Here is a 22,966-nt window from a genome sequence, read left to right on the forward strand (position 1 = left end):
AATTAAAACCAACAAAAAGCAACTAAACTGATTATCATTCATCTTTATAAAGAACCGGAGGAATAACTTATTACTCTACCTCAATAATCTTAAACTCATCAGTAGAGCCTCCCTCAAGCAAAATATTCAGATTAGCCGAGAGTACATATGGAATATTTCTTTTCACCGTAACCGTGGTAAGAAAATTGTCGGGAATAGGAAACTCACTTTTTACATAGGCAGTTTCCCACCTGTCTCTGGTTCCAAAAATCTGAACTCGGGCTTCTTCACCCCCAAAATCATTACTTACCACGATAAGCTCATTAGGATTATCCAGAAATAAACCATCCGGACTGAAAAGTGGAACTGGAATGTCCACCTGGGAGTAATTACCCGGGTTATCCATATTAAATTTTAAAATAAGATTGTTCTGAATATGGCTAACCAAAAGGAATCCGCTGGGGTGATAATCGATGCCGTTTAAGCCAAAATTGCGCGGCGAGGGAGCTAGATCTGGATTTTCATAAAAGATAGAAGCATTTCCGGATGGATCAACTTTGTAAATGATGCCGGAATAACTATCAGTTACATATGCATTTCCATGATTGTCTGTTGTGACGTCGTTAGCAAAATGCACATCTTCTGAAAGAGAGCCCAGGTCTGCATAAAATATGTTCTCTCCTGTGAGCTTATAGGCTGCGAGCTGGGCAAAACTTCCATCAATACTGGTGTTAGTGACGAGGAGTCTCTTTGTTGTATGATCTATATGAATTCCGATCGTGGAGACAAGATTTTCATCATTAATAAATACCGAATACTCCCCGTTGATCACCTGTCCTATGTCACCCCGTGTTATTGAAGAGAGTAGAAACCGGTTATTCCTGATATCATATTCTATACCTTCAGGATACAGATCTGTCTCGTTGATAATAATATTTCCATCAGAACTTTTGTCTGAAACAGTAAGATAATTAGCATCCACTGTCTCAGTATCCGGGGAAATTTCAGAAGAACAGGAAAGGCTCGATGCGATAAGGCAAATACTTAAGCCTGCAAAAATGAACTTTTTCATGAGATAGAGATTTAAGTTATTAAATAGGGGGATGAAATCCTTAGCTTAAATCCATAGTTTAAGATAAAATAAAGTTCTTAAGATATGCGGGTAAATAATTGACTATCAGTGTTTAAATATAAATAATTACGGTCAAAAGTGAATTATCATCTAGCAACTATTTATAGTTGCATTTTAAAAACAGTTGTTAATGAACAATTAACTGTAAAAATGTTAATAGCTTGTTTATAAACAATTTAAATGGTTTTCAGTTTCAGCCTTAACTATTTTTAAATTTGTAATACCCAAAACATGCCCTACTTATAATAGCTGAATTTAACATGCAGTTAATCATTAGCTGCCTAATTATACTATTATGAAAGTGCTGCCCCATCCTGTCAAGCTCATAGAGAGTTTAGAGGCTGATATTAAGATTAATTTTATCAGCACTCTTTTTAAGCTTCTACTGATTTTAGCAATAGGAATTCTTGTTTTTCTCCTGACCTCAAAATCGTATATGCCAGCATCCTTTGACCAGGTACAACAAGCCCCATCAACTAGCTGGCAAAATAGTCCACCTGCACCCTATTAATATTCCAGAAAAGGTGATCTTAATACAGTGCAGATGGAAGTTTAGTAGGTTTCGCAATTATGAGGTTTATCAGGCACAGGAAACAGTTACATTATGGGTATGCCCTCCCTGTGAAGTTGAGGTCGCAGTAATTTGATTATTACTCTTCAATGAATTGAACTGATCCTGCGAAATTGTTACCTCATGTATATGTTGATCAGTAGTGGCCTGACTAAGAGTATAGGTCTTTGCCTCACCTGCATTTACATCTTCCTTCGAAACGGTTAAATTATGACCGTGATTGGATGAAATCGAAGTATTAGTTCCGTTTTCCAGGCAATTTGCTGAAGGGTCCGGGTCTGGATCGCGGTCAGAATTAGGATTCCCACCGCCATCATCAGAACCTGAACAGGCTGTTAATGAAAGTAATGGAATTCCTATAATAAGGCCTGTTGAGGTCTTTTTGATAAACGATTTTCTGTCCATGACTAAAAGTTTTAATTAATATTGATTTTTCCCGGGGGGATTTTATACTGACTCGCTTGTCATGCTCTTCCATTCGGCCTACTCATGAATCCTAATAACCACTTTTTTAGGTTGATAAGATTTGAAAAGGCTGAAGATTTACTTTTTTGAGGCAGTCTGCTAAATACATTCTCCACTATTCGGTTGCAATAGATCAAATTGAATTCAAAGATCTCTTCAGGAGAATACATCTTTTTAATTTCTGTCTGCAACATCGCTTTAGCTCTTTTCAAACGAATCTTTACGTTAGACTCTGAAATTTCCAGCGCTTTGGCGGTTTCTTTTGTACTCATTCCATTCAGTTCACGAAGCGTAAAGACCATTCTATAGTTCCCGGGGATTTGAACTATGGCATTCTCCAGAATATGTTTCAACTCATTATTCATCACAGTCTTAGAAGTATTTGATGGCTTTTGGCTGAACATCGGAGCTTTAGGGGTTTTCTCTAAAAAATCAGTCGGAAATTCGTTCTTATAACTGAACTTCTGTTTTTTATGATAACATTCATTAAGCATTATTTTAACCAGCCATGTCTTAAGGGATGACCGATTTTCAAATCGTTCCAGGTTTGTATAGGCCTTGATAAAAGCTTCCTGCATAAGGTCTTCGGTATCCGGCTGATTAAAACCATAACTTCTCCCAATCTTGAATAAATAAGGATTGTACCTTCTTATAATTACCTCATATATGTCTGTATCGCCGGAAAGTATCCGCGAAGTGATCTCTGAATCTGATATTTTTTCGAATTTCTTTATATCTATCATTCGTCTTACCGAGATTTAAACCACATATAATTTACGACCTTTTTCCAGTTTATTCAGCTGCGAGCATATCTCTATTTAAGTAAAACAGAAAAATATACATCTGTTTTTAAATGAAAAATGGCAGATAAAGGGCAGGGGGGATAGCATCTGTTTGAATTAAAAATGGCAGGTGTTTAAATCTTTTTGTTGATCATTCATTTTTCCGTGTTATATAACAATAGAGTAAATGAGGATAGAAATGGTTACATTTTGAGAAATAGCTCTTCCCCAATTATTTCGCTTAATGCTAAGAAGCTGTGAAATAACACCTGATTAACATATAAAACCGCAACTTTTAGGTAAATTCAGGGTGTATTTTGAATAAAAAACCAATTATTATGAAACCTAAAAATGGATTGATTTCCTTACTTATCATGATGTTTTTGTTCTCAGGGGGGCTTATCGCTCAGACCGATGACGATGATTGGGAACAAGAGGAAGAAAATGAGATTATCGATTCCGATAAAAGGGATAAACTTATCAATGATGCTGAAAATGCTAAAAAGGCATTTAAAAACAGCAACAAAGAACTAGCCAGTCTTTTTAATTCTGCTTATGGTTATGCTATTTTTCCTAATGTGGGAAAAGGGGCTTATATCCTGGGAGGTGCTGCCGGAAACGGAGTAGTATATGAGCAGGGGAAGATGATAGGATTTGCAGAGCTTAGACAGGTGGATATTGGCTTACAGATAGGAGGCCAGGCATTCAGACAGGTTTTGCTTTTTAAGACCAAAGAAGCACTGGATGAATTCAAATCCGGTGATTATGAATTAAGCGGAAGTGTTTCTGCCGTGGTAATTGAAGAAGGTGAGGCTAAGAGCATTCGGTTTAAAGATGGTGTAGCTGTTGCTACCATGCCTAAGGCCGGTGCCATGGTTGAGATTTCAGTTGGCGGCCAGAAGTTTGAATATTCCGATGACTGGAAAAATTAATTTTTTTGATACAGAATCGCTGAGGCCGGCTATGTCCGGCCTTTTTTTATCTTAACACTATGAAAAGACCGGAAGTTATATTTTTTGATGTTAATGAGACTTTACTGGATCTGAGTCTTTTAAAGAAAAGTATCAATACAGCCTTGCAGAATGAGTATGCGGCCGACATCTGGTTCGCTGAACTGCTTCAATATTCATTAGTGGAAACAGTAAAGGCAACTTATAAGGATTTTAGTGAAATCGCTGCTGCGGTCTTCAAAATGAATGCTAAGAAATATGACCTCTCATTCACGGAATCAGAAATCAGGAAGATTCTGAGTCCTGTAAGTGCGCTTAAACCATATGAAGATGTGGTGCCCGCCTTAAGAAAGCTTAAGTCTGAAGGTCCTAAACTGGTTGCTTTCAGTAACGGAAAACCCAAAGTGCTTCAGGATCAGTTGGAATTTGCAGAAATTGATCATTTCTTTGCCAGGATCCTAAGTGTGGAAGCCTGTAAAAAATATAAGCCTCATCCAGATGCTTATAAATATGCTCTTAAAGAATTGAATTGTTCAGCCTCTGATGCCATGATGGTGGCTGCTCATGGATGGGATATTGCCGGGGCGCAACAGGCGGGAATGAGAACCGCATTTGTGAAACGACCGGGAAAAGTTCCATATCCTCTTGCTTCACCACCAGATCTGAAACTGAAAAAGATAACCGGCCTTGCTGAAGCTTTCAGCTAAGGCCGGTTTCCAAACATTAAACTAACCGATTAAAATTCGAAATTGAAGGTAAAGTTCAGGCGTCCGCCTTCGTCTCCAACATAATATCCGATATTTCCTGTAAAGGCCCGGAAGGTATTGATAAAGATGGATCCCCCGTAATTGGTATGCCATTGGTCTGAATTATCATTTTCTTCCCACACTCTACCATAATCAAAACCGGCACTAAGACCCACCGCCATGGGAATGAAATTTGTTCTGAATCTCGCTATCCCGGACCTTATATCTATATTTTGGAAGAAGGCATATTTCCCGTTGAAGCGTTCATTACGGTATGCCCTAAGGCTGTTCTTGTCCCCACCGCCAAGGGTCGCCCCATGGTAGAATTCGTAGGTATCACCAATTATAGCGGCCCCGCCAACCTTAGTAGCAATAGCCGCAAGTCCGCTGGAATGCAAAGGATAATCTATACTTAATATGGGGTTGACGTATCCAAAATTATTATTTCCTTTATCTATATTGGTTCGGTAACCGGCCGTCAGGTCGAGTTCCATTCCCTGGCTTGGAAAAGCCGGGTTGTTCTTGTTGTAATAATTATAATTCAGCTCTCCTCCTGCATATATCTGATGTTCGAAAACATCATTCTCTGGTGAGAATACTTCAGTGATATATCTGGCTTCATCGTAAGCGATCTTGAAAGATTCCAGCATTGGTTTAATACTAAAGCTAACCTTATCGTTTTTCCTGTAGATCAGAGAAGGAGCGAACCGGCCCTGTTCTATCCGAACACGGTTATAATCCTTGGAAGTATCATCAGGATCATATTCGGTATCATTCCCAGTCCCGAAATAGTTGATCACGAATTTAGGATTGGAATAGTAAGCGTCCAGTCCAAGATTCCACTTATAGAAGATATGGGCGAACTCCCCGTAATATCCAATATCAAAACCTTTGGTAGCGAAATAATAACGTGAAGTAAGGTTGTGCTGTGCTGTGAACGGATTTCTCACAAGGCCTTTGATGGTGTAAGTATTCTTAACGCCCAGGCTAAAGCCCTGGTCTGAATTAAAATTAGCGCTTGGCATAAAGGTGTACTGCCTTATCTTTTTCTTTACCGGGTCATAGTTGTTAATGTCGTATGAATCTACCAGCATCTTGCGGGCTTCCGGAGTTTTAATGGTATTTTTCTTGCTTTTATAATCGTAAAGCTTGGCTCTTCTTTTATTCTGAAAATCGTAAATATCGTTTTCCTCACCTCCAAGGATCTTTAAAGGAACAAGGGAATTACCATCTCCCTCTATCCTAAATTCGTCATCCCCGTCAAGTCCATAAACCCATACCTCACGGGTTATATCAGAATTATACGTTTTCTCGGCGAGTAGCTCGTCATCTTCTCCCTTCAATTGTATTGTAGTAATTCCATTAGGTTTTCGGGTAATAAGGAAATTATCATCTTCATCTGTACCTATAAATACGTCAAACTCCTCCAGATGTTCATAATAATCTCGGGCAATCCTTTCCATATTGCCTCTTCTGGCCTTTAATTTAGACTTGATTTCAGCCACATAAGCATCGTTCTCTATACCTTCTGGCAATACCGCGAAAGCTTCTTCTATAACTTCATCGGTAATATTTTCCTGAAGATAATTGGCCTGTTCTTTCCAGGTTTCCCAGTCAGCATTTCTAATGAAGGCCTTATCCATGGGATAACCGGCGATATTGAACCATTTTGGGCGCTCTATCATTTCATCATAAGTCTGCATGGCTCTGAATTCCGGAAAACCTAACTTCAGGAATGCAAGTGCGAGCCCGTCGTATTTTGAGAAAACCTGGTCACGGTCTTTTGCGATAGGGACATATTTTTTCTTTCCGTTGTCTTGCTCAAATTCGGCCCATTCGTACTGGCCACTATGCCTGTCCCAGTCTCCCATAAGCATGTCAAGTAACCTTGCCCTGATGAACATGTCTTCGTCTACATAAACATCTTTGGTTTCCCTGATCTCAAGAAAGAGATCGGCAGTATTCAGAATATCATCTGCATTACCGAAAATTTCCAGATCCTTATTCTCTCCGCCTACATGAGCCTCAAACATATAAAGCTCACCACCATGTTCCAGGTTATGAATGCCAAGGGCTTCCTGTTTAGGAACATAATATAGCTCTGAATTGGGATGGTATATATCCACAGCGTCCATAAGTCTTCCGGCCGGAAAAGTTCCATAAGGGAAAGCTGTGGTATAAAAGTCTTTTACATAACGTTCTGCTACCGTATTTTCCAGCAGATCTTCAATATAATGTGTAGTAACCACGGTACTTTGTAAAAATCTTATAGCACTTTTCTTAAGCGCCCTTAAGGTATATTCATGGTCTTCTTCATCCTTGAAATCAAGAGTTCTTGACTGGTGGCCACCGCCGGCACCAAGAACCTTTAGCCCTCCTTTTACGGTATCAAGGTAGAGTACGGGAAATTCAAATTTTTTGCTGTAAAGTGGTCTGTAATGTTCACCCCAGATTGCTTTGTATAACCAGTCTTTATCTGTTTCTTCTTCCGTATAAACCGATGAGATCGCGGTGGGACCCATTTTTTCTTCTGGCCAGCTTACATCTTCAAGTTTTGGCCGCTCCCTTGATATTTGTGTTGTGAATATCTGTTGCGGGCCTGCAGGGGTTACCTTGAATATTTCAACATTTGAACTGCCATCCTTAAAAATATTCATTTTTCCGTATCCCAGCTCATAGGCCGCGAAGTGTCCCTCGTCCTCTTCAGGCCGGGCCTTTTCGAAATCTTCTGTCACCCCGGTAATGATCTGTTCATTACCATCATCCTGGACAAACTGAAGATTCCTGTCATTACCGGATAGGAATATTACGTCAGTATACTGGCTTGCCAGCGTTTCCAGGGTTCCCATAAGTTCCTGAAGTTGTGGATTCCTGACTGACTGGGTCCTGGCACCAATAATTTTTTCGAAGAAACCAAGCTTTGTCTGGGTCAATACCGGATGGTGAACCGCTACCAGGATAGTTTTGTTCTGGTTATCCTCAAGTTCATCGTCAAACTCCTCTCTGAACTGTGCACGGGTCTTCAGATCACATTTATTATTAATGTATGGATGGTCATCCCAGTCTTCTATATACCATTGAGAATCTACCATTATGAGATAAACATCGTCAGACAGGTCCTCCCCTTCGATAGGGCAGCCGTCATTAGGCCAGAATTTGCCATTGCTGTTATCCTGCAGAAACGATTCCAGGTCATCGATGTTATCTGGCGCATCTTCCTTCCATTCATTAACTCCGGGGGTGAAGATCACCTTGCCTTTGAAATCCCTGATATGGTTCAAAAGGTTGTTTTGTAAATAGGTCTGTGTTTTATCCCGTCCTTCGTCCTTGTCCGGGTAACCTTCTTCAGGTACAAGATTTCCAATGATCACCAGACTCGAAGAATCTTCTTTTTTGGATGCTTCCACGATTTGTTCGAGAAGGAGTTTATTGTTATCATTACTTCTAATCCCGGTATTTGCGGTAAAATATACCGAATGCACAATTTTCTTTGTTTCCTGCTTAGCCTCCTGCGCCTCAATAGGTGGGGAAAAAAGAAAAACTAAGGCCGAGAGAAGAAAAATTTTTGAATAAAAATGGTGGTGTAGTAGTGTACCTATTCTGTTCATATTAGATCAGATTGTTTGATGACTTATATCATAAAATGAAATAGTAACTTTCAAAAAAATTCAATATTCTTAGCATTGCATAGGTCTTTATAATACTTTAACACCCAAGCCTAAAAGTTTTACTAATAAAATTAGGCTTTAAATTTTTTAAAAGTTGGTTTATTTCCTGTTCATGCATAACTTTCGCGCTCTAAATTCAGGATACTTTTTGAATAAATATTTCTTTATAGGCTTCATCTTTCTTAGTCTTACTGTTATGGGACAGGAATTGCCTCCTGTGGTAAATTATGGTCCCAATCAGTTTTCAGCGGGTAATCAGAACTGGATGATAGCTGAAGGTGGCGGTGAGAATCTCTATTTTGCCAATAGTACCGGGCTCCTGGAATATAACGGTGAAAACTGGAATCTTTATCCTGTTCCAAATAATACCATTATAAGGTCGGTAAAAGTGGTTGAAGACCGTATATATACCGGTGCTTATATGGAGGCAGGTTACTGGGAGCGCAATAAATATGGACGCCTTGAATATACCAGTCTCGCACCTTTATTTCAGGATAAGATAAGCGATGGTGAGCAGTTCTGGGAAATTGAATTCCTGGATGATCTGGTGGCATTCAGGAGTTTTGGAGGGATTTACCTGTATGATCCCGTTAAAGACCAGCTCAAAAGGATGGATAATCCTGTAGGTCAGCCTATCTCAGGGATGTTTCAACTCAAGAATGAACTCTACTTTCAGCTCGTTGGAAATGGATTATATAGAATAGATAATGGAATCCCTCAACTGGTGATTTCATATGAGCAGCTTAAAGACCGGGCAATTGTTCATTTATTCCCACTTGGGAATGATCTGGGTTTCGTTACCGAAAACTCTGAATTTTTCCGATGGGACGGAGCTGCTCTTAAGAAATATAATGAAATACTAAGTGCCCGGTTAAGCTATCCTAACATATTCTCTGCACTCACCTTAAAGGACGGTGCAATTATACTTGGTACCGTAGGAAAGGGAATTCTGCATGTAAATTCACGGGGCGAACTTGTTAATACCTTTGATCAGTCAAATGTTCTTTTGAACAATACGGTTCTTGACCTTTTTAGAGATAGCTCGGGAAATATATGGGCTGGCCTGGATTACGGGATAAGTATGATAGATCCCGACTCTGCATTTAGATCATTTCAGGATAATAAAGGAGAGATTGGATCTGTATACTCCTCTTATGAAGAGAACGGAAATCTTTATTTAGGTACAAACCAGGGGCTCTACCTTAGACGATCCAATGCTGAAAAATTTGTGCTTATTGAAGATACCAAAGGCCAGGTATGGTTTGTTGATGAGGTGGGAGGATATATCTTTTGTGGCCATGACACGGGAACCTTTATAATAGAAGGGAATAGAGCCACGAAGATTTCTGACAGACTTGGGACATGGGTAGTTAAGGAATACAGCGAAAACATATTTATTCAGGGGCACTATAACGGAATAAGTTTCCTGAAATTTGAGAACGGAAAATTCACTGACCTTCCTATGCTTGAGGAGTTTCCACATTCTTCCAAATTCATAGAAATAGATAAGAACCGGAATGTATGGGTGAGCAATGAACATAAAGGAGTCTTTAAAATGAATCTGAGTGATTCGCTTTTTCTCCCACCCCGGGAGATAAGGAATTATAAGTTTTCGGAAAAATCAGGAATTACATCAAGCGTCTTCAGATTTCACGATACACTTTATTATAGTTCCAGGCAGCAAATCTATCAGTATAATGACCAAACTGACCACTTTACAGCCGATAATCGTCTCGGTGAAATTCTTAACGACATAGATCGTATTTCTGGAAAGATTATAAGCGAAACTGATGAAACCCGACTTTGGGGATTTGGAGATGAAGGAATATTTTCAGTAGAACCGGCACAACTCGATCAGGACTATACTCTGGATTTTATTTATATAGATCAGGATTTTCGAAATATTGCTGTGGGTTACGAGAATATTTCCCGAATTCAGGAGAATATGTACCTTTTAGGGGTTGCCAATGGCTATGTAAAATTCGATCTTCCTCTGGAAGAAAGGGCACTCAATAAAATAAAACTTCAAAAGGTAACTGTAAATAAACTGGATGGTCCATCTGAAGAAGCCGAAATGGATGTTGCAGGTTCATTTGATTATCAGCATAATAATATATCATTTCATTATAGCGCCCCGGTTCACGAGAAATATTTAAATGCGGTTTATAGTTATCGTTTATTGGGTCTAACACCTAATTGGCGAAAATGGGATGATAACCCGGTTGCTACTTTTAAGAATCTTGATTTTGGAAAATATACCTTTGAAGTCAGAGCCAGGGTGGGAGACAAAATCACCGAAACAGCTAAGTATGACTTCATTATTGAGCGGCCTTATTATTTAAGCAATCTGGCCATTGCCATTTATTTATTGTTGTTAGTGCTTATCCTTTTCACTATACATTTCCTGTATAAAAGACATCACAAAAGACTTGCAGCAGAAAATGAACGTGCCCTTAAAATGAGGAATCTTGAAGCCGAAAGGGAGATCATTAAACTGAAGAATGAGAAACTGGAGCAGGATATGGCCAATAAGAATCGGGAGCTGGCGGTTTCTACCATGAGCCTCATTAAAAAGAATGAATTTTTGACTAGTATTAAGAAGAAGCTCAAAGATTCAGAGGGATCCCCTAAAGTGAAATCGGTAATAAGAACTATAGATAAGGATATCAGCGAAGAAGATAACTGGAAATTCTTCAAAAAAGCCTTCAGTAATGCCGATAAGGATTTCTTTAAGAAGATTAAAGCTCAGCATCCGGAACTAACGGCAAATGATCTTAAATTATGTGCTTATCTGCGACTCAACCTTTCCTCGAAAGAGATCGCTCCGCTTCTTAATATTTCTGTGAAAAGTGTTGAAATTAAACGATATCGTTTGCGAAAAAAAATGCATTTAGACAGAGATACCAACCTTACCGAATATATTCTGGCCTTATAAAACTTTACACGGGCTTGAAAAACCTCTACATGGGCTCTACATAAAACACATTCTCCTTATAATCAGCGCACTTTCTAAAATTTATTAATTTCTCTATCAAGCCTTGGTTGTGTTAGGGTTTTAATAATATGAGCCCTGATATTTTATCGAATCCTAAGTTGTAGATTTTTTGTAAAGGTGCTTTTCCCTCTTTCTTAATCTTCTGTTAATATCTTGGAGAGACAAATTTAACAACTATAAACATGAGGAAAATTACCTGTCTTTTGATTGTATTTCTAAGCGGGTTATTCGCCGGTTACGCGCAAACATTTTCTGTTAGCGGTACAGTAACCGATGAGAACAACATGCCATTGCTGGGCGTTAATGTAATTGTAGAAGGCGAAGCACGTGGTACCACCACAGATTTTGACGGAAACTATACGGTTGATAATCTCTCTGCGGGAGATGTGCTCCAGTTTAGTTATGTAGGTTTTCAAACCCGCGAAATAACCTTAACTAATCAACAAACGATTAATGTAGTGCTTCAAACCGATCAGGAAGCACTGGAAGAAGTGGTAGTAATTGGGTATGGTACCCAATCAAGGAAGGAAGTAACGGGAGCTGTAAGTACAGTAGGAAGTGAAACTATTGAGGAAATTAATCCGGTAAGGATAGAACAGGCCTTACAGGGTAGGGTCGCTGGAGTAAATATTAGTTCCAATTCCGGTTCCCCTGGTAGTGCGTCTACAATTAGTATTCGTGGTATAGCGACCAATGGAGATTCCAGGCCGCTTATTTTAGTAGATGGGGCCAGGATAGAAGACCTGAGTGTTATCAATCCCAATGATATTGAAAGTATTAGCGTATTAAAAGATGCGACAGCTGGTATTTATGGGGTACAGGCTTCGAATGGAGTAATTCTTATTACTACAAAAGGAGGAAAGAAAAATACCGAACTCAGGGTAGATGTTGATGCCTATACTGGAGTTCAGGAAACTAGCCGAAAACTTCCTGTATTAAATGCTACAGAGTATGCTGTTATTATTAATGAGGCATTTGCTGCTGGTGGAGAAAATCCTCCTTTTCCAAATTTTAGAAATCTTGGGGAAGGAACAGATTATCAGGATGAAGTATTCCAGCAGGCGTTACTTTCTGATATCAACTTGAATTTATATGGTGGTGGAGAAAAGATCGCATATGCCTTTGGGGGTGGTTATCTTCAACAGGATGGTATAGTTGGAGGTGATAAATCTAATTTTGAACGATTTACCGGGAAGGCTAATCTTACTTATGATATTCTAAAGGGATTAAAATTAAATACCTCTGCTATTTATACGCATTCCAATAGAAAAACCCTCGCAGAAAACGCATTGGGATCTGTATTATTCAACGCCGTTAATATGGCTCCAACCATTCCAGTTTTTGACGAAAATGGAGACTATAGTTTGGCTAATGGATTAGGAAACGAGGTTATTAACCCATTGGCTCAAATGGCCAACACATATAATAATTCACAAGTAGATAAAATTACCGGGACTGCCGGTTTAAGCTATGAATTTCTTGATCATTTCAAAGCGGAGACTAGGTATCAGTTTAATTATTCAGAAGTTAGAGGCTTCGGTTTTTCTCCAATTGTAGATTATGGTTCGGGGAAAGTTTTCAATATCGATAGAAGCTCTGTAACCGAAAGCACTAATTTCTATAGAGATTATCTTTTTGATGCGTTCTTATCTTATAACAATACATTTAGTGATGATCATAATGTAACAGCTTTAATCGGTACTTCTGTATCCAGGGAGACTGGGGACTTTTATGGTTTTACAGGGTATGATATTCCAGGTAATACGGTAGAGAATGCGAGTATCGAAAATGCATCAGATGTAATTGATAATTATCGTAATGTGAGTAATAGGATCTACGATAAAAGGCTTCTATCCTATTTTGCCAGGTTACAGTATAATTACAAAGAAAAGTACTTATTGTCAGGTGTGATAAGAAGGGATGGATCTTCAAACTTCGGGCCTGAAAATAAATTTGGATATTTTCCATCGGTTTCTGCAGGTTGGGTGATAAGTGAAGAGGATTTTTACGGTAATGGAGGTGCTGTAAACTTTCTTAAATTAAGAAGCAGTTATGGTATATTAGGTAATGACCGCATTGGGGCATATAGATATACTTCTCTGTTATCTGGTGAAGGAGTATATGTTTTTGATGATGAGCTTGTGTTTGGAAAAGCGATAGGACCGCTGTCTAATCCGCAGATCAGGTGGGAAGAGCAAACAGCTTTTGATATAGGGATCGATGCCAGATTATTCAGTAATAAATTAGATGTTACCGTAGATTATTTTAAAAGACGCACCAACGATCTATTGTTGGTGTCACAGGTTTCCGGAATCTTAGGAGTTACAGCTCCCGGTTCTGAACCGCCAACTATAAATGGAGGATCTGTAGAAAATGAAGGATGGGAATTCTCTGCAAACTATAAACAGTTAGTATCAGATGATTTCGATTTTAATATCAGTTATAACTTCACTGCACTGGAAAATAATGTGCTGGAAGTAAATAATGAAAGTGGATTTATCCCTGGCGGATTCTTCGGGGTAAGTACAACAGATGTAGCAAGAATGGAAGCAGGCCACCCCATAGGTTATTTTTATGGTCTGGAAACTGACGGGGTTTTTCAAAATGCTTCTGAAGTAGCGGCAGGTAATCAACCCGATGCGAACCCTGGCGATCTAAGGTTTGTAGATCAGAATGGAGATGGTGAAATAAATTCATTAGACCGTGTAGATATTGGGGATCCTATTCCAGATTTCACTATGGGTCTTAACCTTGGTGTTAACTATAAGAATTTTGACTTTAGCGCTTATGCTTTTGCCTCATTAGGGAATGATATAGTAAGATCTTATGATAGAAATGGATTAAGAACCAATAGAACTGTTGATTATCTAAATAGATGGACTGGAGAAGGTTCAACAAATTACTATCCTAGAGTAAGTAATGGATCCAATGATAACTTCGTATTTTCTGATTTCTTCGTAGAAGACGGGTCTTACCTAAGACTCCAGAATGTTCAGTTAGGTTATACTTTAAATGAAAATATATCAGAACAACTGGGGATTAGAACATTAAGGTTTTATGTTTCTGTGAATAATGCCTTTACCTTAACAGAGTACCAGGGATTTGATCCTTCGGCCTCATCTGGAGCTCCAATTGGAAGCGGTATAGATCAGGGCTTTTATCCTGTACCCAGGGTTTATCAAGCAGGTCTAAACTTCAAATTTTAATAATAATGAAGATGAAAATAAACACAATTAAGAATCGAATTATCTTCACTTTAATAGCCGCATTCGCTATTTCGTGTAGTGATGATTTTGTAGATGTACAGTCTGAAAATGAAGATTCAGCTAACTTCTTTAATTCTGAAGAAGATTACCAGGATGCACTGGTAGCTGCCTATGATCCATTACAAAGCACATATATTAATGTGATGCTCGGGGAAATTGCAGGAGACAATACTGTAGCAGGAGGTGAAGGTATCATTGAAGAAAAAGGCATCAGGGATGTTGACTTTTTTGAATTGACAGAAGTTAATCCAGAATTAAGGAATCTATGGAACTGGATGTTTAACGGTGTGAACCGTGCCAATTATATAATGCAATATCAGGATAAGACCGATTTTCCGGGTAAAGAGGAAGTGATCGCCCAGGCAAGGTTTTTAAGAGCCTATTATTATTTTGAATTGGTAAAATTCTTTGGCGATGTACCTTTAGTGATAGATAAACCTCTGGAATTTGGAGATCAATATGAGGTTGATCGTACACCAAAAGAGGAAGTTTATGATCAGATTGAGGTTGATCTCATGTTTGCTGCAGAAAATCTTCCTCCCACGCAGGCCCAGACAGGTCGCATTACCTCTGGGGCTGCCAATGCCCTTTTAGGTAAAGCCTATTTATATCAAAATCAATTTGAGGAAGCAGCTACGGCATTGGAGAAAGTGGTAAATGGACCTTATATGCTGGTCGAAGATTATGCGAGTATTTTTGAGCCGGAGGGAGAAAATGGCCCCGGATCTGTATTTGAAATTCAATATACAGATAAAGAAGGAGGAAGCTTTAATTGCTTTCCATGTTCAGAAGGGAATATTGCAGTTGGTTATAGCGGCATCAGAGGATATATTGGACCTATATATGATGAAGGTTTTGGTTTTAACCTTCCTACTCAGGACCTGGTAGAGGCGTATTCAGCAGGTGATATTAGGAAAGATGTAACAATCTTGGATATAGAAGCCCTGGCTGCAGAAACTGATGAAGAAATAGAATATGAGGAAGGATTTCAGCATACCGGTTTTTACAATAAAAAATATCTTCCAAGGAAGGGAGATTTAAATATTCCAGACGCAAACCTTACGAATCCTAATAATTACAGGGCAATTCGATATGCCGATGTCTTGTTAATGGCTGCAGAAGCTAATTATAAAAAACCATCAGCTAATGAAGAAAAGGCCAGGAAGTATCTAAATATGGTAAGAGAGCGAGCTGATTTAGATCCTGTAACCCTTAGCGGAAATGATCTGCTGGAACAAATTTATGAGGATAGAAGACTTGAATTAGCAGGAGAAGGACATAGGTTCTTTGACCTTGTAAGAACCGGTAGAGCTTCAGAAGTTTTAGGGGAACTTGGTTTCCAGGAAAATAAACATAAGTTATTCCCAATTCCACTTATAGAAATTGAATTAGCCGGTAACCGTTGGAATAACAATCCAGGATACATACCTCAAAATAATTAATAAAAAACATTCGATATGAAAATATTCAGATTTTTAGCAATGCTTACCGTCTCCGTCCTTTTGTTCACGGGTTGTGCAGACGATGATATTACAAACTACGCCTTCGCGGAAGTTTCTGCTCCATCAAATGTGAGTGCAGATTTTAATGTAACCCAGGATGATACAGGAACCGTTACCATTACTCCAAGTGGAGAAGGAGCACAAATGTTTGAGGTTTATTTCGGGGACGTCGAAAATGAAACTCCGGTTGAAGTTCCTGCAGGAGAGAACGCAACTCATGTTTATGATGAAGGAGAATATGAGGTTAAGATCGTGGCTATTGGCTCTACCGGTTTAACCAGTGAATATAACCAGAAGCTTATAGTCTCATTTAAAGCACCGGAAAACCTGGAGATTAACGTAGATCAACCGGCTACTAATCCAAAAAAGATTACTGTAAGCCCTTCAGCAGATTACGCTACCCTTTTCGAAGTGTATTTCGGAGATGTGGATGATGAGGAGCCAACCCAGGTGATGCCAGGTGAAAGCGTGGAACATACATACGATCCAGGGGTGTATGAAATAACTGTAATTGCGAAAGGCGCAGGTAGTGCTACTACAGAAGAAGATGCGATTGTTATTGTTCCTGAGGCTACAGATCCATTGAAGTTGCCTATTACGTATGATATTGGAACGGTAAGTTATGCTGCAGACACTTTTGGCGGAACAAGTTACGAGGTAGTTACAAATCCAGATATGTCAGGAATAAATACCACCGAATCTTATGTTGGAGCGATTACAAACTCTGGTGTTAACTGGGAAGGTATTGCTTACACTCTAGGAGAACCGGTAGACTTTAGCGGACCTGGGAAAACTATTTCTATGAAGGTTTGGTCTGATGTTGCTCTTCCGGTATTATTGAAATTTGAAGGGGGCATAAATGATGAAAGACAAACTGAAGTAACCGCAAACCATGGGGGTACTGGATGGGAAGAACTCACATTCAATTTTGCCACAGACGCGACAAAAAGTTACATAGACGGAACCCAGGGTGTTGGAGAACCTTTCGTGCCAACAGGACAATATGGTACTACGGTTCTATTCATTGATGGGCCTGGTACAAGTGCAGGTACTTTCTATATAGATGATATCAAGAAGCTTCCAGGAATGCCATTTAAATTACCGGTTACTTTCGATACTTTCGATGTGTATACTGAGTCTATGATAATTCCTTTTGGAGGTACTTTCGAAGTGGTTGCTAATCCAGATACTTCCGGAGACAATCCTGATGCTAGCGATGTGGGATCATTTACAAAAGGTGGTGGTCAGTATGAAGGCCTTACTTTCAAACTTGATGAATCTCTTGATTTCTCTGGTGATAATAAAACCATGAGTGTAACTCTTTGGTCAGATCAGGCGTATGACGTACTATTTAAATTAGAAACAGGCGTAAATGGTGAAAGATCTAACGAGGTATTAGTTTCTCACTCTGGTTCTGGATGGGAAACCTTAACCTTTGATTTTAACAATGCGACTAAAAGTTATATAGATGGATCTCAGGGCGTTGGTGAACCATTTGTGCCAACAGGGGAATACGCATCTTTTTCAGTATTCTTTGCCTTTGCTGAAGGTATAGGTGGAACATATTATATAGATGATATTTTCCGTGTAGGAGATGATATGGTTTCTCTTTATTCACTTGATTTTGATTCAGCTGCTAATTATCAAACTTCCGGTATTGGATTTAATGTAGTCACTAACCCGGAACAGTCTGGAATAAATGATTCAGATACAATGGTAGGAGAGTTAACGAATGCTGGCTCTCAGTATGAAGCATTAACCATTGCATCGGATGTGGAAATCGATTTTTCAGGTTCTAATAAAACCATCACAATGAAGGTTTATTCTGAAACTGCCTACCCGGTTCTGTTTAAACTTGAAACAGGAGTGAATGGTGAAAGAGCCAATGAGGTTGAGGTAAACCACGGTGGAACCGGTTGGGAAGAATTAACTTTTGATTTCAATAATGCTAGAAAAAGTTATATAGATGGAAACCAGGGAGTAGGAGAGCCTTTTGTGCCAGTGGGTCAATACAATACTTATTCTATTTTTCTTGATTTTGCAGGTACTACAGCAGGTACTTTCTACATTGATGATATCGAACAGAATTAGAAAAAACTATGAAATATTTAAGAATTATTAATTTTATGATCATCAGTATCCTGGCAATTAGTTGCCAGGAAGATGATCTGGGACTTGAAGATATATCTGTACCTACTAATTTAATTATAAATACAGATGTTAGCACAGATGGGTCTGGGATAGTGAATTTCAATGTATCTGCAGACAATGCTTTTACCTATCAATTTAATTTTGAAGATGGTTCCAAGGAAACCTCTTTAGATGGAACTCTTGAAAAAAGATTTACCCGTATAGGTTTAAATCAATACCTCGTAACTGTTGTGGCATATGGCAAGGGAGGCGTAAGTAGTTCCAGAAGTATAGAGGTAGAAGTGGAAAGCACCTTCGATGATCCGGAAACCAAGCAATTTTTAACCGGAGGTAGTTCTAAAACCTGGTATATAGCTTCTGCGGTCTCAGGTCATCTGGGAGTAGGTCCAAGATTAGATCCAGGTTCAGGTGAAGTGAGAGCAGATGACGAGTATTTTAGTGCTGCAGCAGAATTTGGTCCGGAGTGTTTTTATGATGATGAAATGATATTTTCACTAACAAACGAGGGTGATATAAAATATGTGTATAATGATTTTGGCGAAACCTTTGTGCAATGGAGCTTGACACCTCAGTTTGGGGGTAATGGAAATCAATTTCAAGATGAATGTCTTGCGGTTGGAGCCTCCGATGATATCGCGGTATCTTTAATACCTGCTTCATCCGGGATTTCCGAAGATCTTTCTACCGGTACTTCCATCCAGTTATCTGGCAATGCTTTTATAGCTTATTATGTAGATAATAGTGAGTATGAAGTACTGGAGATCAATGAAAATTTCATGTATTTACGTGTTATTCAGGGGAATGATCCTGCTCTAGCCTGGTATATTAAGTTAACTACGAATGCTGATGGAAGTGTTGTAAGCGATAGAAGTGAAGAGCCGGGTTTTCAATCTCAATTCACTACCGAGGTCTGGTCAGATGAATTTGAAGGAGATGCTCTTGATACCGATAAGTGGAATTATGCCATTGGAAATGGTGAAAATGGATGGGGTAATGGAGAAGCTCAGTACTATACTGATGCTGAAGACAACGTGAAAGTTCAGGATGGACACCTTATCATCACCGCTAAAAGAGAGGCTGAAAGCGGTTTCGATTTTACATCGGCAAGGATCACCACCAAGGATAAATATGAATTTACTTACGGTCGCGTTGAGGTTCGTGCCAAACTTGCCGAAGGTCAGGGTACATGGCCAGCGATCTGGATGTTAGGTGAAGGCTGGCCCGAAGAGTCCTGGCCTGGGGTAGGAGAAATGGATATTATGGAGTTCGTGGGAAATGATCCCGACAGAATTTCTTCAGCCATACACTATACGGGTAACTCCGGTGGTGATGCAATTGTAGGTGAGGTAACGGGTGTAGATGATGTAACTTCTGAATTTCACGTTTACGAGGTAGAATGGACCGAAGATAAGATCACCTTTTTTATGGATGGTGTAAATCATTTGGAATTCGATAATTCGGATGCCACGCCATTCAATGATGATTTTTACCTGCTTCTGAATGTTGCCATGGGTGGAAGCCTTGGAGGTACTATAGCAGATGACTTTCAGGAGTCATCAATGGAAGTGGATTATATAAGAGTATTTCAATAACTGTTTGTTTTTTGCTCAATTGTTAGATTTCCGGGGGTTAACTGCCCCCGGATTTTAAACTATCTATTATGAAAAAAATATTAACTACCATCACGTTTCTCACAATGGGAACGCTCGGGCTTTTTGCCCAGTCCAGTGACATTCCCAGTTCTGTGAAGGATGTGGAGAGAAAAGTAGATTCGGTACTCAGCCAGATGACCCTTGAAGAGAAAGTTGGCCAGATGGTGCAGTATAACGGGAGTTGGGACCTGACAGGTCCTGCCTCTGGAACAGATAATAAACAGAAGGAGGAGCGACTTAAAAACGGCCTTGTGGGCTCTATGCTTAATGTTATTTCTGTAGAAGCCACCCGTGAAGCTCAACGTTTGAACATGGAGAATTCCAGGATTAAGATCCCTCTTATGTTTGGCTATGATGTGATTCATGGTTATAAAACCATTTTCCCGGTTCCGCTAGGCGAAACTGCCAGCTGGGATCTTGAGGCCATGGAAAGTTCAGCTCGAATCGCAGCGATAGAATCTGTGGCTCACGGGATCAACTGGACCTTTTCACCTATGATCGATATTTCACGTGATGCCCGCTGGGGTCGTATCATGGAAGGATCGGGTGAGGATCCGTATCTCACTTCTAAAGTTGCTGTTGCCAAAGTAAAGGGTTATCAGGGTGATGATCTTTCCAATCCTAAAACGATCGCTGCCACCGCCAAACACTTTGCCGGTTACGGCCTTGCCGAAGGTGGAAAGGATTATAATGCGGTAAATATTGGAAAAAATGAACTTCATAATGTCGTTCTACCTCCTTTTCATGCTGCGGCAGACGCTGGTGTGGCCACCTTTATGAACTCTTTCAATACAATAGATGGTGTTCCTGCTACAGGAAGTGAAAGTCTTCAGCGTGAAATTCTTAAGGGAGACTGGAACTGGAATGGGTTCGTGGTATCAGACTGGGGCTCAATAGCTGAAATGATCCCTCATGGTTTTGCGAAAGATAAGATCCACGCTGCACAGATTGCCGTAAAGGCCGGGAGTGATATGGATATGGAAGGAGGTGCCTACGAAGCCGGACTTCAGCAACTGGTAGCCGAAGGAAAGATAGACGAAGCACTTATAGATGATGCAGTTAGAAGGATACTCCGTGTGAAATTCAAAATGGGACTTTTTGATGATCCTTACCGTTACATGGATGAAGATCTTATCAATTCCATTGCTTATGACGAACACAGGAAGACTGCCCGCGACATCGCGAAGAAATCAATCGTTCTTTTAAAGAATGAAAAGAATCTGCTGCCAATAGCCAATTCAGTCAATAAAATAGCGGTTATAGGTCCTCTGGCTGATGACAGGGATACTCCTATTGGAAACTGGCGTGCCCAGGGAGAAACCAATTCAGCGGTCTCAGTCCTTGAAGGATTGAAGAATGCTGTGGCAGAGAATACAGAGATAACTTATAGCAAAGGTGTTAGCCTGGGAGAAGGAGAAAGAAGTTTCCTTATGCCCCTGGAAATTAATGAAACTGACAGGTCTGGAATTCCTGATGCCGTAGAAAAGGCGAAGCAGGCCAACCTGGTAGTAATGGTACTTGGGGAAGATGCATTTCAGTCGGGAGAAGGCCGTAGCCAGGCAAATGTAGGTTTGGCCGGACTGCAAATGGAATTACTGAAAGAAGTGCAAAAAGTGAATAGCAATATCGTACTGGTCTTAATTAATGGTCGTCCGCTTGAGATCACATGGGCTTCAGAAAATATTCCTGCCATTGTGGAAGCATGGCAACTGGGTACCGAAAGTGGTAATGCCATAGCAGATGTCCTTCTTGGGAAATATAATCCTTCAGGTAAACTGCCGGTATCTTTTCCTCGGTCTGTAGGACAGGAACCCTTGTATTATAATCACCTCAATACTGGTAGACCATATAGTGAACAGCACGTGACCTATGCACATTATTCCGATATTGAAAATGGTCCTTTATATCCATTTGGTTATGGGTTAAGCTATACCGATTTTGAATATGCAGAACCTGAACTTTCTTCTTCCACTCTTAATGCAGGAGAAGATATTACCCTTAGTGTACAAATTACCAACTCCGGTGATGTTAAAGGTAAGGAAGTGGTACAGCTTTATATCCATGATCTGGTAGCCAGTCTGGCCCGACCTGTGAAAGAATTAAAAGGTTTTGAACTGGTTGAATTAGGTCCGGGTGAATCAAAGACAGTTGAATTCACTATTAGTGAGGAAATGCTTGAATTCTATTCTGCTTCCGGAAAATGGGAAGCTGAAAGCGGTGAATTTGAACTAATGGTAGGAGGAAATTCTGAAGATGTAAAAACTCTAAAACTAAATTACCAGAAATAATGAAAAGGTTTTCAGGAGTAATAGTTTGTACGGCTTTTCTTTTTGGGATCGGCTCCTCGGTAACAGCCCAGGAAAAGGTGATCTTCGTAGAAGATTTCAATGGGGAAAGCCTGGATATGAGCGTTTGGAATTATGAAGAAGGTGATGGATGTCCCAATCTTTGTGGATGGGGTAATAATGAAAGACAGATCTACGATCGCGATTATGTGGAGGTCAAGGATGGCAAACTTGTCATCACGGCCGTAAAGAAGGATGGGGAATATTATTCCGGAAAGATCAATTCAAAAGATAAGTTTGAGTTTAAATACGGCGAGATAGAAGTAAAGGCTAAATTAGGAACAGGAAAGGGTATCTGGCCTGCTTTCTGGATGCTTGGTGCAGATATAGAAGAAGTCAGCTGGCCTGCCAGCGGGGAAATTGATATTCTGGAATATGTGGGAAAGGAGCCCGGTATGGTCTTTACTTCTCTCCATACTCCCGCCAGTCATGGCGAAACCATCAATACTAAAAAGACCAGAATAGATGGTATCGAGGAAGGTTATCATACGTATAAGGCCGTTTGGACAAAAGATTATATCGAATTCTTCGTTGACGGAGAACAGGTCTATCGTTTTACCCCTGAAAAATATGATGATGAGCATTATCCTTTCAGGAAGGATTTCTATTTTCTCATAAATATGGCTGTGGGAGGAAATTTTGGTGGTCCTGAGGTGGATGATTCAATTTTTCCGGTAAAGTATTATATAGATCATATTAAGGTCACACAAACCAACTAACCAACTAAATAAGCGGAGTCTTAAAGTCAAATTTTGAGCTTGG

General features: G+C 39.7%; 13 protein-coding genes. 9 read left to right on the plus strand and 4 right to left on the minus strand.

Translation table 11 applies throughout. The annotated features are described in order from the left end of the window. Positions 1–70: 70 nt before the first annotated feature. The 3 genes from EZJ28_RS12375 to EZJ28_RS12385 all read right to left on the minus strand — a co-directional run bounded on the left by EZJ28_RS12375 (position 71) and on the right by EZJ28_RS12385 (position 2,890). Entirely contained in the window at positions 71–1,051 is a 981-nt protein-coding gene (locus EZJ28_RS12375) for a hypothetical protein (RefSeq protein WP_131398304.1), read from the minus strand. A gap of 640 nt (positions 1,052–1,691) precedes the next feature. Beyond that, positions 1,692–2,087: a hypothetical protein gene (locus EZJ28_RS12380; RefSeq protein ID WP_131398306.1), complete on the minus strand. Its 396-nt coding sequence runs from the start codon at positions 2,085–2,087 to the stop codon at positions 1,692–1,694. A gap of 59 nt (positions 2,088–2,146) precedes the next feature. Beyond that, positions 2,147–2,890 (minus strand): sigma-70 family RNA polymerase sigma factor, encoded by a 744-nt coding sequence (locus EZJ28_RS12385; RefSeq protein ID WP_207388461.1) that lies wholly within the window; start codon positions 2,888–2,890, stop codon positions 2,147–2,149. Between the two features lie 377 nt (positions 2,891–3,267). Between EZJ28_RS12385 and EZJ28_RS12390 the strand changes: the two genes are divergently transcribed. Then, the gene (locus EZJ28_RS12390) at positions 3,268–3,861 is read left to right on the plus strand and encodes a YSC84-related protein (protein WP_131398308.1); all 594 of its coding nucleotides are present in this window, start codon (positions 3,268–3,270) and stop codon (positions 3,859–3,861) included. A 59-nt stretch (positions 3,862–3,920) separates the two neighbouring features. Further along, on the plus strand, positions 3,921–4,586 hold the full coding sequence (locus EZJ28_RS12395) for a haloacid dehalogenase type II (RefSeq protein ID WP_131398310.1): 666 nt from the start codon (positions 3,921–3,923) through the stop codon (positions 4,584–4,586). Positions 4,587–4,615: 29 nt separating this feature from the next. Here EZJ28_RS12395 and EZJ28_RS12400 read toward each other — a convergent pair whose 3' ends face one another. Then, positions 4,616–8,233: a metallophosphatase gene (locus EZJ28_RS12400; protein WP_207388462.1), complete on the minus strand. Its 3,618-nt coding sequence runs from the start codon at positions 8,231–8,233 to the stop codon at positions 4,616–4,618. A 208-nt stretch (positions 8,234–8,441) separates the two neighbouring features. On the opposite strand from EZJ28_RS12400, the gene EZJ28_RS12405 reads away from it, so the two are divergent. From EZJ28_RS12405 to EZJ28_RS12435, 7 genes are all read left to right on the plus strand, one after another. Then, positions 8,442–11,228: a triple tyrosine motif-containing protein gene (locus tag EZJ28_RS12405; RefSeq protein WP_242670117.1), complete on the plus strand. Its 2,787-nt coding sequence runs from the start codon at positions 8,442–8,444 to the stop codon at positions 11,226–11,228. A gap of 242 nt (positions 11,229–11,470) precedes the next feature. Continuing rightward, positions 11,471–14,494, plus strand: coding sequence for a TonB-dependent receptor (locus EZJ28_RS12410; protein WP_131398312.1), 3,024 nt, complete (start codon positions 11,471–11,473; stop codon positions 14,492–14,494). A 5-nt stretch (positions 14,495–14,499) separates the two neighbouring features. Beyond that, positions 14,500–15,996 (plus strand): RagB/SusD family nutrient uptake outer membrane protein, encoded by a 1,497-nt coding sequence (locus EZJ28_RS12415; RefSeq protein ID WP_394346090.1) that lies wholly within the window; start codon positions 14,500–14,502, stop codon positions 15,994–15,996. A 15-nt stretch (positions 15,997–16,011) separates the two neighbouring features. Next, on the plus strand, positions 16,012–18,147 hold the full coding sequence (locus EZJ28_RS12420; protein WP_131398316.1) for a hypothetical protein: 2,136 nt from the start codon (positions 16,012–16,014) through the stop codon (positions 18,145–18,147). An 8-nt stretch (positions 18,148–18,155) separates the two neighbouring features. Beyond that, the gene (locus tag EZJ28_RS12425; protein ID WP_131398318.1) at positions 18,156–19,799 is read left to right on the plus strand and encodes a family 16 glycosylhydrolase; all 1,644 of its coding nucleotides are present in this window, start codon (positions 18,156–18,158) and stop codon (positions 19,797–19,799) included. 68 nt (positions 19,800–19,867) lie between these two features. Continuing rightward, a complete protein-coding gene (gene bglX / locus EZJ28_RS12430) occupies positions 19,868–22,147 on the plus strand; it encodes a beta-glucosidase BglX (protein ID WP_131398320.1) in 2,280 nt (759 codons plus the stop codon). Next, positions 22,147–22,923 (plus strand): family 16 glycosylhydrolase, encoded by a 777-nt coding sequence (locus EZJ28_RS12435; RefSeq protein WP_131398322.1) that lies wholly within the window; start codon positions 22,147–22,149, stop codon positions 22,921–22,923. Before bglX ends, EZJ28_RS12435 begins: the two co-directional genes overlap by 1 nt. Positions 22,924–22,966 lie beyond the last annotated feature (43 nt).

The organism is Gramella sp. KN1008, assembly GCF_004332155.1.
Taxonomy (GTDB): domain Bacteria; phylum Bacteroidota; class Bacteroidia; order Flavobacteriales; family Flavobacteriaceae; genus Christiangramia.

Excerpts from the sequence above, each read along its gene's own strand:
- EZJ28_RS12375 (WP_131398304.1), bottom strand. The coding sequence starts at position 1,051 with ATGAAAAAGTTCATTTTTGCAGGCTTAAGTATTTGCCTTATCGCATCG.
- EZJ28_RS12380 (WP_131398306.1), bottom strand. The coding sequence starts at position 2,087 with ATGGACAGAAAATCGTTTATCAAAAAGACCTCAACAGGCCTTATTATA.
- EZJ28_RS12385 (WP_207388461.1), bottom strand. The coding sequence starts at position 2,890 with ATGATAGATATAAAGAAATTCGAAAAAATATCAGATTCAGAGATCACT.
- EZJ28_RS12390 (WP_131398308.1), top strand. The coding sequence starts at position 3,268 with ATGAAACCTAAAAATGGATTGATTTCCTTACTTATCATGATGTTTTTG.
- EZJ28_RS12395 (WP_131398310.1), top strand. The coding sequence starts at position 3,921 with ATGAAAAGACCGGAAGTTATATTTTTTGATGTTAATGAGACTTTACTG.
- EZJ28_RS12400 (WP_207388462.1), bottom strand. The coding sequence starts at position 8,233 with ATGAACAGAATAGGTACACTACTACACCACCATTTTTATTCAAAAATT.
- EZJ28_RS12410 (WP_131398312.1), top strand. The coding sequence starts at position 11,471 with ATGAGGAAAATTACCTGTCTTTTGATTGTATTTCTAAGCGGGTTATTC.
- EZJ28_RS12415 (WP_394346090.1), top strand. The coding sequence starts at position 14,500 with ATGAAGATGAAAATAAACACAATTAAGAATCGAATTATCTTCACTTTA.
- EZJ28_RS12420 (WP_131398316.1), top strand. The coding sequence starts at position 16,012 with ATGAAAATATTCAGATTTTTAGCAATGCTTACCGTCTCCGTCCTTTTG.
- EZJ28_RS12425 (WP_131398318.1), top strand. The coding sequence starts at position 18,156 with ATGAAATATTTAAGAATTATTAATTTTATGATCATCAGTATCCTGGCA.
- bglX (WP_131398320.1), top strand. The coding sequence starts at position 19,868 with ATGAAAAAAATATTAACTACCATCACGTTTCTCACAATGGGAACGCTC.
- EZJ28_RS12435 (WP_131398322.1), top strand. The coding sequence starts at position 22,147 with ATGAAAAGGTTTTCAGGAGTAATAGTTTGTACGGCTTTTCTTTTTGGG.